General features: G+C 69.9%; 12 protein-coding genes. 8 read left to right on the top strand and 4 right to left on the bottom strand.

What is annotated here, in order from left to right; all coding sequences use genetic code 11:
* On the top strand, positions 1-3061 hold a 3061-nt coding region (locus tag AB0M20_RS06525), incomplete at its 5' end, for an RHS repeat-associated core domain-containing protein (RefSeq protein ID WP_364294749.1).
* A 2-nt stretch (positions 3062-3063) separates the two neighbouring features.
* Positions 3064-3309 (top strand): hypothetical protein, encoded by a 246-nt coding sequence (locus tag AB0M20_RS06520; protein WP_364294746.1) that lies wholly within the window; start codon positions 3064-3066, stop codon positions 3307-3309.
* A gap of 13 nt (positions 3310-3322) precedes the next feature.
* Here the strand turns inward: AB0M20_RS06520 and AB0M20_RS06515 are convergent, their stop codons facing one another.
* The 4 genes from AB0M20_RS06515 to AB0M20_RS06500 are packed head-to-tail and all read right to left on the bottom strand — an operon-like array spanning position 3323 to position 6856.
* Positions 3323-3859: a GNAT family N-acetyltransferase gene (locus AB0M20_RS06515; protein ID WP_364294743.1), complete on the bottom strand. Its 537-nt coding sequence runs from the start codon at positions 3857-3859 to the stop codon at positions 3323-3325.
* Positions 3856-4917 (bottom strand): LacI family DNA-binding transcriptional regulator, encoded by a 1062-nt coding sequence (locus AB0M20_RS06510; RefSeq protein WP_364294740.1) that lies wholly within the window; start codon positions 4915-4917, stop codon positions 3856-3858. Before AB0M20_RS06510 ends, AB0M20_RS06515 begins: the two co-directional genes overlap by 4 nt.
* A complete protein-coding gene (locus tag AB0M20_RS06505) occupies positions 4914-6089 on the bottom strand; it encodes an MFS transporter (protein ID WP_364294737.1) in 1176 nt (391 codons plus the stop codon). The genes AB0M20_RS06510 and AB0M20_RS06505 overlap by 4 nt, the downstream gene beginning before the upstream one ends.
* On the bottom strand, positions 6086-6856 hold the full coding sequence (locus AB0M20_RS06500; RefSeq protein ID WP_364294734.1) for a hypothetical protein: 771 nt from the start codon (positions 6854-6856) through the stop codon (positions 6086-6088). The genes AB0M20_RS06505 and AB0M20_RS06500 overlap by 4 nt, the downstream gene beginning before the upstream one ends.
* 159 nt (positions 6857-7015) lie before the next feature.
* Between AB0M20_RS06500 and AB0M20_RS06495 the strand changes: the two genes are divergently transcribed.
* Genes AB0M20_RS06495 through AB0M20_RS06470 form a run of 6 tightly spaced genes read left to right on the top strand, consistent with a single transcriptional unit; the run spans position 7016 to position 13921 of the window.
* Entirely contained in the window at positions 7016-8269 is a 1254-nt protein-coding gene (locus tag AB0M20_RS06495; protein WP_364294731.1) for an amino acid ABC transporter substrate-binding protein, read from the top strand.
* Between the two features lie 7 nt (positions 8270-8276).
* Positions 8277-9158, top strand: a complete 882-nt coding sequence (locus tag AB0M20_RS06490) for a branched-chain amino acid ABC transporter permease (RefSeq protein WP_364294728.1) — start codon at positions 8277-8279, stop codon at positions 9156-9158.
* A complete protein-coding gene (locus AB0M20_RS06485; RefSeq protein ID WP_364294725.1) occupies positions 9155-10987 on the top strand; it encodes a branched-chain amino acid ABC transporter ATP-binding protein/permease in 1833 nt (610 codons plus the stop codon). The genes AB0M20_RS06490 and AB0M20_RS06485 overlap by 4 nt, the downstream gene beginning before the upstream one ends.
* Before the next feature lie 2 nt (positions 10988-10989).
* Positions 10990-11751 carry an ATP-binding cassette domain-containing protein gene (locus AB0M20_RS06480; RefSeq protein ID WP_364294722.1) on the top strand — a complete coding sequence of 254 codons (762 nt, stop codon included), beginning with the start codon at positions 10990-10992 and terminating at the stop codon, positions 11749-11751.
* Complete coding sequence (locus AB0M20_RS06475; protein WP_364294719.1) at positions 11748-12677, top strand: NAD(P)-dependent oxidoreductase; 930 nt, start codon at positions 11748-11750, stop codon at positions 12675-12677. The genes AB0M20_RS06480 and AB0M20_RS06475 overlap by 4 nt, the downstream gene beginning before the upstream one ends.
* On the top strand, positions 12674-13921 hold the full coding sequence (locus AB0M20_RS06470; RefSeq protein WP_364294717.1) for a Xaa-Pro peptidase family protein: 1248 nt from the start codon (positions 12674-12676) through the stop codon (positions 13919-13921). The genes AB0M20_RS06475 and AB0M20_RS06470 overlap by 4 nt, the downstream gene beginning before the upstream one ends.
* Positions 13922-14050 lie beyond the last annotated feature (129 nt).

The raw sequence follows: 14050 nt of genomic DNA, 5'->3' as shown, positions 1-14050 counted from the left end.
GACCGCCCTGCACCAGTACGAGGGCGCCGAACCCGCGACCGGCGCGGCCGCGGAGATCACCCGGTACACCTACGGCAAGACCGGCCGGCCGGCGACGGTCACCGACCACGACAACCGCGTGTGGAGGTACGAGTACGACCTCTTCGGGCGTCGCACCGCCGGCACCGACCCCGACTCCGGGACGACGCGCACGACGTACGACGCGGCCGGGCAGGTCGTGGCCGTCACCAACGGCAACGGGGATGCGACCGCCTTCGTCCACGACCGGCTGGGCCGCAAGATCGAGGAACGGGCCGGCTCGGTGACCGGGACGCTGCGCGCGACGTGGACGTACGACACGTTGCTCAAAGGGCTCCTCACCTCGAGCACCCGGGTCGACGCCGGGAAGAACTACACGGTCGAGGTGACCGGGTACGACGCGGCGAACCGGCCGACCGGCAGCACGGTGCGGCTTCCCGGCGAGCCCGGCCTCGCGCCGGAGTACCGGACCGGCGTGACCTACCGGGTCGACGGCAGCGTCAACACCACCGAGCTGCCCACCGCGGGCGGGCTGCAGGCCGAGACGCTGACCGTCCGATACGACGACCTGGGCCTCCCGAAGTCGACCACCGGCGCCGACACCTACGTCGCGGACACGGCCTACACCCGCTTCGGCGAGATGGGCCAGCTGGCCATGGGCGCGGCGGGCGCTCGGTTGTGGAGCACGAGCTACTACGACTACGCCACCCGCCGGTCGACACAGTCACTGGTCGAGCGGGAGTCCGCCGCCGACGTGCGGGTCAACGACCTCCGCTACTCCTACGACCCGGCCGGCAACATCACCGAGATCAAGGACCTCGCGGACGGTCAGAAGCCCGATCGGCAGTGCTTCCGGTACGACCACCTGCGCCGGCTGAACGAGGCGTGGACCGCCAAGGCGGACGGCGACTGCTCGCAGGGCACGGTGCCCGCCTCCCTCGGCGGCGAGAACAACCCGTACTGGACGTCGTACCGCTTCGACCACAGCGGGAACCGGACCCAGCTCACCCGTCACGGGCTCGGCGGGGTCGCGGACACCACCAGCACCTACACCTACGAGCAGGGCAGCCACGCGCTCACCGCGGTCGCCACGACCGGACCGGGCGGGTCGCGGCAGGACACGTTCGAGTACGACGACAGCGGCAACACCACGCTCCGCAAGCTGAACGGCTCGCCGCAGACCCTGACGTGGGACCGCAGCGGGCGCCTCGCCTCGGCCCGGTCGGCCGACGGCAAGGACACCGGCATCGTCTACGACGCCGACGGCGGACGGCTGCTGCGCCGCGACCCGACCGGCACCACCCTCTACCTTCCCGGGCAGGAGATCCGGGTCGACTCCGGCGGCGCCACCACCGGCACCCGGTTCTACGCGCACGGCGGCGTGCCGGTCGGCGTGCGGACGGGCGCGGGCCTGAGCTGGCAGGTCGGCGACCAGCACGGCACCTCGATCACCACGGTCAAGGCCGGCGCGCTCGGCGTCACCCGGCGGCAGTTCATGCCGTTCGGTGAGGTGCGGGGCGGCGCGCCGGGGACGTGGCCGGACGACAAGGAGTTCGTCGGCGGCACCCGGGACGCGTCGATCGGACTGGTGCAGCTGGGCGCGCGAGAGTACGACCCGGCGCTGGGCCGGTTCGTCTCCGTCGACCCGATCATGGACCCGGACGACCCGCAGCAGCTCAACGGCTATGCGTACGCGAACAACAACCCGCCCAGCATGAGCGACCCGGACGGGCTGAAGTACTTCGTCGAGGCCGACGGGTCCGTCTACATCCCGTCCCTGCGCTATGCGACGAAGCAGCAGATCCAGCGGGCGTCGACCAAGGCGAAGAAGACCGCGCAGAACAACAAGCGGATCAAGCAGAAGCAGGATGCGGCGTTCACGGCCACCGGGCACAGCCGGGAGGAGTACGAGCAGGCCAAGGAGATCCAGAACAAGAGCCTCTTCGACGTCGTCATCGAGGCCGGCGGCGAGATCCTGCAGGAACTGCTGGGGATCAACGACATCAAGGCCTGCTTCGGCGGTGGCAGCGTCGGCGCCTGCATCTCGATGGTCATCTCGATCATCCCGTGGGGCAAGCTGCATCGCATCGGCGACCTGATAGGCGCCGTCAAGAAGGCGTGGCATGCGGTCACGAACTTCAACAAGATGAAGAACTGGGCGAACGGCGTGCTCTCCGCGGTCAGCAAGGGCATGGGCAAGGTCGACGACTGGCTCAAGAGCAGCTTCGGCAAGTCCTGCGGGCTGCACAGCTTCCGAGCCGACACCAGGGTCCGCATGGCGGGCGGGCGGTCGAAACCGATCAGTCAGGTCAGACCGGGCGACAAGGTGCTCGCCACCGATTCGGCGACCGGCCGGACGACGGTGCAGCGCGTCACCGCGGCACACATCAACCGCGACACCGCCCTCACCGATGTCACGGTGAACGTGAAGCGTGCCGCCGTCGCCGGCGTCGTCGCGGCCGGCGTGCTGGCTGCCGGGGCCGCCGTCCTGCACACCACGAGCCACCACCCGTTCTGGGACGCGACGGCTCGCGGCTGGGTCAACGCGGCCGAACTGACCGTCGGGCACGAGCTGCGCACCGCCGACGGCGGCCTGGCGCGGGTGGCCGGTGTCCGCTCCTACGCGGGCGCCCAGACGATGCACGACCTCACCGTCGACACCGTCCACACGTATTACGTGCTCGCCGGCGAAATGCCCGTCCTCGTGCACAACTGCGGGGGTGGCGAGGTCCCGCATTTCAAGGCATACCCGCAGGAGTTCCTGGACCAGGCGGCAAAGTATGGAGAGGCCGGCGCTCGTCAGCTGCCCGACGGGCGAGTTCGTTTCTATGGTGGAACAACGCCGGCGCGGACGCCCGGGGAGATGGCCGGCCGTCGACTCGTTCGGGAATGGAACCCTGACACCGGCGCCACCCGCGTGTGGCACGAAACCCTGGATCATGGCGGAAATGTTCGAATCGTTCGTCCCGACGTTCGTGTGACCGATGGAAGCAAGGTTCATTACATGTTCGGTGTCGACGGCAACTACACGGGAAGCTGGTAGAAGTGCAGGACATCCACCAGCAGATCAGGAGCAGGATGGTCGGTCTGGTTCAGAGCTCTGTCAGCAGAGAGGACGTCGCAGATTGGGCTCTGGCGCTGATCAAGAACGAATCCGCGGCTTACTCCTCGAATGCGACTCTTTGGACGGCGCTGGACAGGTTGGCCGGCGCCGACCTGCAAACGGGTCCAGGAATATACCTACATGGTGAAGAAGACTTTCGAGCCTGGGTGGCCGACCTTGATGCATGAGGTGGCCGTGGCTTCATGAGGGCGTCGGCGTGAGGTTGCGCTGCCAGCGGATTTCGCCCTCCTGCCATTGGTCGGTGGGGCTCAGGCCGGCGGCCGTGGCCACGGCGGCGGAGGCTCGATGATCGGGGTGGATGTGGGCGACGACGGTGGTGATCGCCTGCCGGCTGAGCCAGTCGACGAGCCCTCGGGCGGCTTCGCCGGCGATCCGCCGTCCCTGCCATGGGGTGCCCACCACCCAGGCGATCTCGGCCTCGGTGGCCCCGGTGCCGCGGCCGGCGGGGCTGATCGTCGCCTGGACCGTGCCGGTCAGGCAGGCGTCGTCGCGTAGCCGGATCACCCAGTTCAGCCAGGACACGGCCGGGTCAGGGGAGCCCGCGGTCATGCGCTGGTAGCGGGCGCGCAGGGCTTCCGGGGTGTCCGGAGCGCCGCCGGTGAAAGTGTGCAGAGCCGGGTCGGACAGCACGGCGGCCATCTCCTCGGCGTGCTCGACTTCGAGCGGCAGCAGGTCGAGCCGCTGCGTCGTAATGGTCTGCGCGACGATCGTGCTCACGCCGTCGCTCCCTGACTTGCGGCCGGTGGGCCGGTGGAGGCGCGGACGACCATCGACGGGGCCAGCATGATCGAGCGGGCCGGGCGTTCCGGGTCGTCGATGGTGTCGAGCAGCAGGCGGGCCGCCTCGCTGCCGATGTCGTAGTGCGGCACGCTCACCGTGGTCAGCGGCGGGTTCATCTTGTCCAGGAACGGCATCTCGTTGAAGCCGACCACGCTCATGTCGTCGGGGCAGGACATCCCGCGCTCGGCGAAGACGTCGTAGCAGCCGAGGGCGATCAGGTCGTTGCCGGCCACCACGGCGGTGAAGTCCGCGCCCGAGTCGAGCAGGTTGCGCAGCGCCAGGGCGCCCTCGGTCTCGGACCAGTAACCGCACTCGACCATCAGCGCGGGGTCCTCGGCCAGGCCGAGGTCGCGGATCGCGTGCTGGAACGCCCGGGCCCGGGTCACGCCGGTCGAGGTGGTCTGCGGGCCGGCCAGGTGCGCTATCCGGCGGTGACCCAGCCCGGCCAGATGCGCCACGGCCAGGCCGATCCCGGCGTCGTCGTCGGCGGTGACCGACGGCAGGTCCAGGCCCTCGACGCGCCGGTTGACCAGGACCATCTTGATGCCCTGGCGGTGCAGGCGGGCCAGCAGCGGGTGCTCGCGCCGGGCGGTGGCGATGATCAGGCCCTCGACCTGCCGCGAGCGCAGCGACTCCACCTGGGTCTCCTCGCGGGCCAGGTCGTTGTCGGTGTTCACGATCCAGGCGCTGTAGCCGGCCGGGGTGAGCACGTCCTCGATGCCGCGCACGATCGGCGGGAACAGCGGGTTGGTCAGATCCGGGATGACCAGGCCGACGGTGCTGGTGCGGGCGGTCTTGAGGCTGCGGGCGATCGGGTTCGGCTGGTATCCGATGGACTCGGCGGCGCGGAGCACCTTGCGGGCGGTGTCCGCGTTGACCAGTGGCCGGGTGGCCGGGTTGAGGGCCCGCGAAGCGGTCGCCGGGTGCACGCCGGCCAGCTGGGCGACGTCGCGGAGCGTGGGTGCGGCCATCCGCACGATCTTATGGGCGGTCATGGCTGACTCCCGGTGAGGGCGGGTTCGTGCCAGCGGGCGCGGGCGACGGTGGCGAACACGCCGAGCGGCACGCACAGGGCGGCGAGCACGCCGTACACGAGTCCGAAGTGGCCGGCATCGGCCGGGCCGGCGAGCAAGGCCGACGAGAAGGCGCTGCCGGCGAACAACGAACCGGCGAAGAACGAGACGACGGTGGCCCGCGCGGACGGTAGCACCTGCGTCGCCCAGGTCTGCAGCGACGAGTGCATCGCGGCCCAGCCCAGACCGATCAGGACGGCCACGCCGGCGGCGACGCCGGGCCGCTGGGACCAGGCGGCCAGCGTGCATCCGGCGACCACCGCGGTGGCGCCGCAGGCGATCAGCAGCCAGGCGGGGCGGCGCCGGGACACCCAGCCGGTGAGCCGGGCGAAGATCAGGACCGCGACGCCGTAGACGGCGGTCACCGCGCCCGCCACGGTCGCGCTCGCCCCGGTCGACTCGATCGAGGCCGGCAGCAGGGTCAGTGCGCCGAGCAGGATGCCGCCCTCCACGAAGGCGAGAAGCAGCACCAGCAGGGCGGCGGGGGAGCGCAGCACCCGGCCGGCCGGTGCGAGCAGGCTTTCCGGGATGCGGTCGTGGGCCGGCTCGGGCAGCCGGCGTAGCAGCACGACCAGGGTCAGCGCGCAGATTGCGGAGAGCACGAAGACGTACCGCCAGCTCGCGGCCTGGGCCAGGGCGCCCGCGCCGGCCGAGGCGAGGGCCGTGCCCAGCGCGACCCCGGTCATCAGGTTGGCGATCTCGCTCTGCCGGCGGGCACCGGGCACGGTGTCCCCGACGTAGATCAGGCCGGCCGGGATGGCCGCGGCGAAGAACGCGCCGGCCAGGGCCCGGGCGATGCCGAGCTGCACCGGGTTGTCCGCGAGCCCCGAGGCGGCCGTCGCGAGCCCGCCCAGCAGCAGTGACAGGCGCAGGGTCCGGACCCGGCCGAGGCGGTCGGAGACGATCCCCCACACCGGCTGCATCAGCCCGTACGCCAGGAAGTACAGACCGGCCACGTGGACCATGGTGGACAGCGGCGCATCGACGGACGCGGCCATGATGATCAGCATCGGCGGCATCGCGAAGCGGTCCAGCGTGCTGGCGAAGGTGGTCGCCTGCAGCAGCCGCAACGACCCGCGCGCCGGCATGGTCATGAAGGTGTCCCGTACCGGCGGCGCAGATCCTCGATCGTGGCCATCGCGGCCGGGTCGACCCGCCCGTCGCGGACCAGTCCCTCCGTCGGCGAGGTCAGCCTGTCCAGGTAGCGGGCGGCGAGCTCGTCGGTGAGGCGCAGGGCGGTCCGCGCCTCGTCGATGACCTCGTCGTCCAGCTCGCGGTCGCAGATCGCCGCGGCCGTGGCGGTCAGCGCCTCCGCGAGCGCGTCCTGGTCGGTCCGCGACACCAGGACCGTGCCCAGGTACGGCTGGGGTGCCCGGCCGAGCACCCGGAACCCGGCCGCCTCGGCGTGCAGCTCGTTGCCCGCGTTCAGCATGGTGGCCGCGCACCGACCGTCCCGCAGGGCGGTCAGCCGCTTGGGCGTGGACCCCAGCGCGACCAGCTCGTAGTCGTCGCGGGTCAGCCCCAGCGACTCGGCGATGGCGTACATCGCGAGCGCGAATCCGGAGGTCGGCACGTCCACGCCGAAGGTCTTGCCCCGCAGCTCGGCGGGCTCGAGCCGGCTGTAGAGGGCGAGGCCCATGCCCTGATCGATAGCGGACAGCACCCGGACGTCGATCGTGCCGCGGTGACGCAGGACGTTGTCCGGGCTGGTCAGCGCGGCGTCCAGGGAGCCGTCGGCCAGCGCGGCGAACTGGGCGGGGGAGGACGCCACCGGCACCTCGTCGACCTCGGTGATCAGCCGCCCGGTGCGCCGGGCGACGCGGAGCAGGACCGAGGGCGTGAACGTTCCGACGTGTAGCACGCGGACAGCTTGCCGCAACCGATTGCACGAGAACAAGTCTTGTGTTCAGAGTCTGTACCAGGTTCTCTTGGCGGCCTTGACACATGTGAAACGTGACGGACATCATCATCTCGCAAACGATTGCGGTGTGCTTGACCGCGCCTCACCGTGGAGGGCCCCATGACCGCTCGAACCTTCTCCAAGCCAGGAACCCCCCGGCGGACCGTTCTCGCCGCCTCCCTTGCCGTAGCTCTGGGCGCAGGCCTGGCCGCCTGCGGCTCACGCCCGTCCGAACAGGCCGCGGCCGACACCGACAAGCCGATCGTCATCGGTATCTCGCTGCCGCTGACCGGTGACTTCTCGCAGCCCGGCGGCGAGGCCAAGCGCGGCTACGAGGTCTGGGCCAAGCAGATCAACGCCGCCGGCGGCCTGCTCGGTCGCCAGGTCCAGCTCAAGATCGTCGACGATGCCAGCAGTCAGGACACCGTCGTCACCGACTACACGAAGCTGATCACCCAGGACAAGGTCGACCTGCTGCTGGGCACGTTCTCGTCGCTGCTCAACTTCCCGGCCTCCGCGGTCGCGGAGAAGAACGGCATGGTGTTCGTCGAGCCGGCCGGCGGCGCGCCGAACATGTTCAGCCGTGGCTTCAAGTACCTGTTCTTCGCCCAGCCCGCGACCGCGCCGAAGCAGGCCGACGTGTTCGTCGAATGGATCAAGTCGCTGCCGGCGGACCAGCGGCCCAAGACCGCGGCCTACCCCAGCCAGGACGACCCGTTCGCCGCGCCGGTGATCGAGTCGATGCAGAAGCAGCTCGAGCCGCTCGGCGTGAAGACCGTGTTGAGCACGGTCTACCCGCCCGACACCACGAACTTCCAGTCCATCGCCAGCCAGCTCGCCAGCAAGAAGCCCGACCTGATCGCCCAGGGCGCGGTGTTCGAGGACGGCGTCGGCCTGGTCCGGTCGCTCAAGCAGCTCAACTACTCGCCGAAAATGCTTTTCCAGACCTCGGCGCCCAGCAACGCCGCCCAGTACAGCGATGGTGTCGGCGTCGGCAGCACCGAGGGCGTGTTCTACACGGTCAGCTGGCACCAGGACGCGAAGACGCCGAAGAACGCCGAGTTCGTGGCCGGTTACCGGCAGGACTACCAGAACGCCGACCCGGCCGAGGACGCCGCCGACGCGTACGCGGCGGCCGAGGTGCTCGCCGCCGGCGTCACCGCGGTCGGCTCGCTCGACCAGGCCAAGCTGCGCGACTGGCTGCACGCCAACGAGGTGACCACGATCCTCGGCCCGCTGTCCTGGGAGGCGACCGGCGAGCCCAAGGGCAAGTTCCTGCTCGGCCAGTGGCAGAACGGGAAGGCGGAGGTCGTCGCGCCGGCCGAGGCCGCGACGGTGACCACGGTCGTGAACCCCAAGCCCGGCTGGAAGTGACCCGGACGTGACCCAGTTCATCCAGGCGCTCGCGCTCGGTGTCCTGATCGGCGGCATCTACGCCCTGATGGCCTCCGGCCTCACCCTGATCTTCGGGGTGCTGCGCATCATCAACATCGCCCAGGGTGCGTTCCTCATCCTGGTGGCCACCTTCACCTGGTGGTTGTGGCGGACCATCGGCATCGACCCGATCCTCGCCGCGGTCATCACCACCCCGTTGATGTTCGGACTGGGCTGGGTCACGTACCGGTTCGTCATCTCCCGGATCAAGGGGCAGTCGCCGTCCATGTCGGTGCTGCTCACCTTCGGGCTCGCGCTGGTCATCGAGGGCGTCCTCAACGTGACGGTGGGCAACCGGTTCCGGTCGGCCACCCCGTCGTACTTCGAGGAGTCCTTCTCCGTCGGGGGCATCCTGCTGCCGAAGGCGCAGACGTACGGCTTCCTGGCCGCCATCGTGGTGCTGGGCGGGCTGTACCTGATCCTGACCCGCACCTGGACCGGCCGGGCCATCCGGGCCACCTCGCAGAACCCGTCCGCCGCCGCCCTGGTGGGCATCGGCGCCACGGCCACCGCCGCGCTGGCCTTCGCGCTGGGCAGCGCGAGCGCCGGCGTGGGCGGCTCCATCCTCTCCACGCTCTACCCGTTCTTCCCGGCGTCGCACTACGACTGGATCTCCCGTCTGCTCGGCATCGTGGTGCTGGGCGGCATGGGCAGCCTGCCCGGCGCGCTCACCGGCGCCCTGATCCTCGGGCTGGCCGAGACGTTGACCGCCACCTACGGCGGTCTGCAGTGGTCGACGCTGGTCTTCTATCTGGTGATCATGGTGGTGCTGCTGGTCCGGCCGCAGGGCCTGTTCGGCGCCCGCCTCCGCGAGGACGTGGCCGTATGACCCGGATCGGAAACCGGCTCAAGAACGTCCCGCGCAAGCACCTGATCGCCGGTGTGGTGCTGGTCCTGCTGATCCTGTATCCGGTGATCAACCCGTGGCAGCCGTACCCCCAGGGTGTTCTGCTGCTCGCCTTCCTGCTCGCCGTGCAGGCGACGAGCTGGAACATCGTCTCCGGCTACGCCGGCTACATCTCGCTGGGCCACAGCATGTTCCTCGGCCTGGGCTCCTACACCGCCGCGATCATCGCCCTGCACACCGGGATCAACCCGCTCTGGGCCGCGCCCGTGGGCGGCGTCACGGCGGTGATCGTGGCGGTGGGCGTGGGCTCGATCGTGCTGCGTACCCGTGGCCATGCCTTTGTCATCATCACCATCGCGCTGCTTCTCGCCTCGCAGATCGTCGCGACGAACTGGAAGCCGCTGACGAACGGCTCCGACGGCATCACCCTCGAGCTGCCGTTCTGGGACAACGACTTCCAGAACATCCCGTTCTACTACGTCTTCCTGCTGCTGCTCGTGCTGACCGTGCTGTTCAGCGCGTGGATCGCCCGCACCAAGTTCGGCACCGGGCTGGTGGCCATCCGCGAGGACGAGGGCAAGGCGGCGGCGATCGGGGTCAACACCACGATCTTCAAGATCTTGGCGTACGCGGCCAGCGCGTTCTTCATCGGCATCGCCGGCGGGGTGTACGCGTACTTCCAGACGTTCCTGAACCCGGTCGGCTCGTTCGCCATCCTCGGCAGCGTCCTGATCGTGCTGTCCGCGCTGGTCGGCGGTCGCGGCAGCCTGTACGGCCCGGTGCTCGGCGCGTTCATCGTGCAGTTCATCAACGAGGGCGCCACCGTGTGGGGCGGCGGTGCCTCGGCCCGCGTCCTGCTGCTCGGCGGCATCCTGGTGCTGGTCGTGCTGTTCCTGCCGGCCGGTCTGCTGCCCACCTTCGAGAAGGCGTGGCGCAAGCGGCACCCGGTGGCCACCGAGTTCACCAACCAGGTCGGCGCCCTGTCGCACAACACCGCGGTGGTCCGCGAACGCCTCGAGCCGGTCGCCGACGCGGCGTCCTTCCCGCTGCTCGAGGTCAAGGGCGCCACCAAGCGGTTCGGCGGACTGACCGCGGTCGACCACGCCGACCTGACCGTGGAGCGCGGCACCATCACGGCGCTGATCGGGCCGAACGGGTCCGGCAAGACCACCCTGTTCAACCTGATCACCGGCACGATGACCGCCGACGGGGGCGAGGTCTGGTTCGACGGCAAGCGGGTCGACAAGCTCCAGCCCTGGACCCGCGGTCACCTCGGCCTGGGCCGCACCTTCCAGGTCACCCGGTTGTTCAAGGAGATGACGGTGCTGCAGAACGTGGTGGCGCCGCTGCCGGACAGCCACCCGCGGACCATCTTCGCGAACGCCTCCAGCGGGTCCGAAGCCCAGCGCGCCAAGGAACTGCTCGACATCGTCGGCCTGGGCTCGTTCGCCCCGCAGCGGGCCGGCGACCTGTCCTACGGCCAGCAGAAGCTGGTCGAGCTGGCCCAGGTGCTGATGCTCGAACCGAAGCTGATCCTGCTCGACGAACCGGCCGGCGGCGTCAACCCCAGCCTGCTCGGGCGGCTCACCGAGGTGATCCGCGAGCTCAACCGCAGCGGCGTCACGTTCCTGGTGGTCGAGCACAACATCCCGCTGGTGCTGGACCTGTGCGACCCGGTCTACGTGTTCGCCCGCGGCCGGTCGATCGCGCACGGCCCGCCCGCGCAGATCCGGGAGGACCCGGTGGTGCTGGACGCCTACCTGGGCGACGACTGGCGCCCGGCCACCGTGACGTCGTCGGAAAGGGGCTGAGCATGCTGACACTGACCGGGGTGGAAGCCGGATACGGCGGCGGCAACGTGCTGCAGGGAGTCGACCTGCACTGCGCCGACCGGACGGTCACCTGCATCGTCGGGCCGAACGGCGCCGGCAAGTCGACCGTGCTCAAGGTCATCAGCGGCTTGCTGCGCTGCGGGTCCGGCGCGATCGAGATGGGCGGCGCGCGGATCGACGGCCTGCCGCCGGAGGAGATCCTCGAGCTGGGCATCACCCAGGTGCCACAGTCGCAGGCGCTGTTCCCCAACATGACGGTGCGAGAGAACGTGCAGCTGGGCGGCTACATCATCCGCCGCGACCGCAAACTGCTCGCCCAGCGGTACGAAGCCGTGGCCGCCCGGATCCCGATCGTCGCCGAACGCGCCCACGACTCGGCCGGCAACCTCTCCGGCGGTCAGCGCCGGATGGTCGAGATCGCCCGCTGCCTGATGCTCGAGCCGAAGCTGCTGCTGCTCGACGAGCCGTCCCTGGGCCTGGACCCGAAGAGCCTCGCCGGTGTCGCCGAACTCATCCAGAACCTCAACACCGGGGGTACGACGGTGCTGCTGGTCGAGCAGAACGTCCGGCTGGGCCTCGGGCTGGCCACCCACGGCGTCGTGATGGAAGGCGGCAAGGTGCGCCTCACCGGCACCGCCGCGGAGGTGCGGGACAACCCGGAAATGGCATCGCTGTACCTGGGCGGCTCCGCGCCCACCACCAAGAGCTCCGCGCCCGCCACCAAGACTAGGAGTCTGCAATGACTGACAACACGCTGACCGTGGGCTGGATCGGCGCGGGCCGGATGGGTGCGGCGATGGCGATCCGGCTCGACCGGGCCGGCGCGGCGCCGGCGGTCTGGAACCGGACCAGGTCCAAAGCGGAGGGTACGGGCTGCGCGGTCGCCGACACGATCGCCGACCTCCGCGACCGCGACGTCGTCTTCACCATGGTCTCCACCCCGGCCGACCTCGAGCAGGTGCTGCTCGGCGACGACGGCCTGCTCGCCGACCCGGACCGGCTGCCGAAAATCGTGGTGGACTGCTCCACCGTGTCGATCGAGTCGTCGGCGATGATCCGGCAGGCCTGCACCGACCGCGGCGTCGAGTTCCTCGCCTCACCGGTCAGCGGCAACGGCAAGGTTGTCGAGGCCGGCGGGCTGACGCTGTGCGTGTCCGGGCCCGAGGAGACCTTCAAGAAGGTGGAGCACCTGCTGCGGCACATCGGCAAGGGCGTCACGTACGTGGGTGAGGGCGACGTGGCCCGCCTCGTCAAGATCGCGCACAACCTGATGCTCGGCGTGGTCACGCAATGCCTGGCCGAGATCACCGTGCTGGCCGAGAAGGGCGGCGTCTCCCGGGCGGCGTTCCTGGAGTTCCTCAACGACAGCGTGATGGGCTCGACGTTCACCCGCTACAAGTCCCCGGCCTTCGTGCACCTGGACTACACGCCCACGTTCACCCCGATCCTGCTGCGCAAGGACTTCGACCTGGGGCTGGCCGTCGCGCACGAGCTGGACGTGCCGATGCCCCTCGCGGCACTCACCGCCCAGCTGGTGCAGCAGACGGTCAGCAGCGGCCGGATCGCCGAGGACTTCGCCATCCTGCTCGACCAGCAGGCCGCCGCCTCCGGTTTGGAGCTGAAGCCGGAAGACACCCCGGTCGACGACGGCCTGGGCGGTGCCGCATGACCTTCCCCGGCCCGATCCCCGCACCGGGACACATGGGGGTCGACTACGAGACGCGGGTCGACTTCGACCGGCTCCGCAGCTACCGCCTCGAGCGGGCCCGCAAGGCCCTGGCCGGTTCCGAGTGCGGTGCGTTCCTGCTGTTCGACTTCTACAACATCCGGTACACCACGCAGACCTGGATCGGCGGCGCGCTGGGCGACAAGATGACCCGGTACGCGCTGCTCACCAGGGACTCCGCCGGGCCGACCCTGTGGGACTTCGGCTCGGCCGCGCGGCACCACAAGCTCTTCGCACCGTGGCTGGGGGAGTCCAACAGCCGGGCCGGGATGCTCGGGATGCGCGGCGCCATCGCCCCGTCGGCCGGCCTGATGGAGTCGGCGGTCCGCGAGATCAAGGGCATGCTCTCCGCCGCCGGGCTGGCCGGACAGCCGGTCGGCGTGGACATCGTGGAGCCGCCGTTCCTGTTCGAGATGCAGCGCCAGGGCCTCAACGTGGTCGACGCCCAGCAGCTCATGCTCGACGCCCGCATGATCAAATCGGCCGACGAGATCATGCTGCTGAACCAGGCCGCGGCCATGGTCGACGGCGTCTACCAGGACATCGTCGAGGTGCTCAAGCCGGGCATCCGGGAGAACGAGATCGTGGCGCTGGCCAACAAGCGGCTCTACGAGATGGGTTCCGACCAGGTCGAAGCGGTCAACGCGGTGTCCGGCGAACGGTGCAACCCGCACCCGCACAACTTCACCGACCGCCTCATCCGCCCCGGCGACCAGGCGTTCTTCGACATCATCCACTCGTACAACGGGTACCGGACCTGCTACTACCGGACCCTCGGAGTGGGCAGCAGCACGGCGAGCCAGCGCGACGCGTACACGAAGGCGCGGGAATGGATGGACGCGGCCATCGCGGCCGTCCGGCCCGGTGCCGGCACCGATGAGATCGCCTCGGTGTGGCCGGCCGCGACCGAGTTCGGCTTCGAGAACGAGATGGCCGCGTTCGGCCTGCAGTTCGGGCACGGGCTGGGGCTCGGGCTGCACGAACGGCCGATCATCTCGCGGCTGAACAGCCTGAAGGACCCGGTCGAGCTGCAGGTCGGCATGGTGTTCGCGCTCGAGACCTACTGCCCTGCCAGTGACGGGTTCTCGGCCGCGCGGATCGAGGAGGAGGTCGTGGTGACCGCTGACGGACCCCGGATCCTCACCCTGTTCCCCGCCCAGGACCTCGTCGTCGCCAACCCGTACTAGATCGCCTGGAGGCTTTCCCGTGGAAACCGATCTCTTCATCGGCGGTAAGTGGGTGTCGTCGGCGTCGCGGTTTGATGTGTTGGATCCGGCGACCGGGGATGTGATTGCGTCGGTGGCCGACGGCGGTGT

This window comes from Actinoplanes sp. NPDC051633, assembly GCF_040681735.1.
In the GTDB taxonomy this organism is placed as follows: Bacteria; Actinomycetota; Actinomycetes; order Mycobacteriales; family Micromonosporaceae; genus Actinoplanes.
This window is presented reverse-complemented; position numbering and strand designations above follow the sequence as displayed.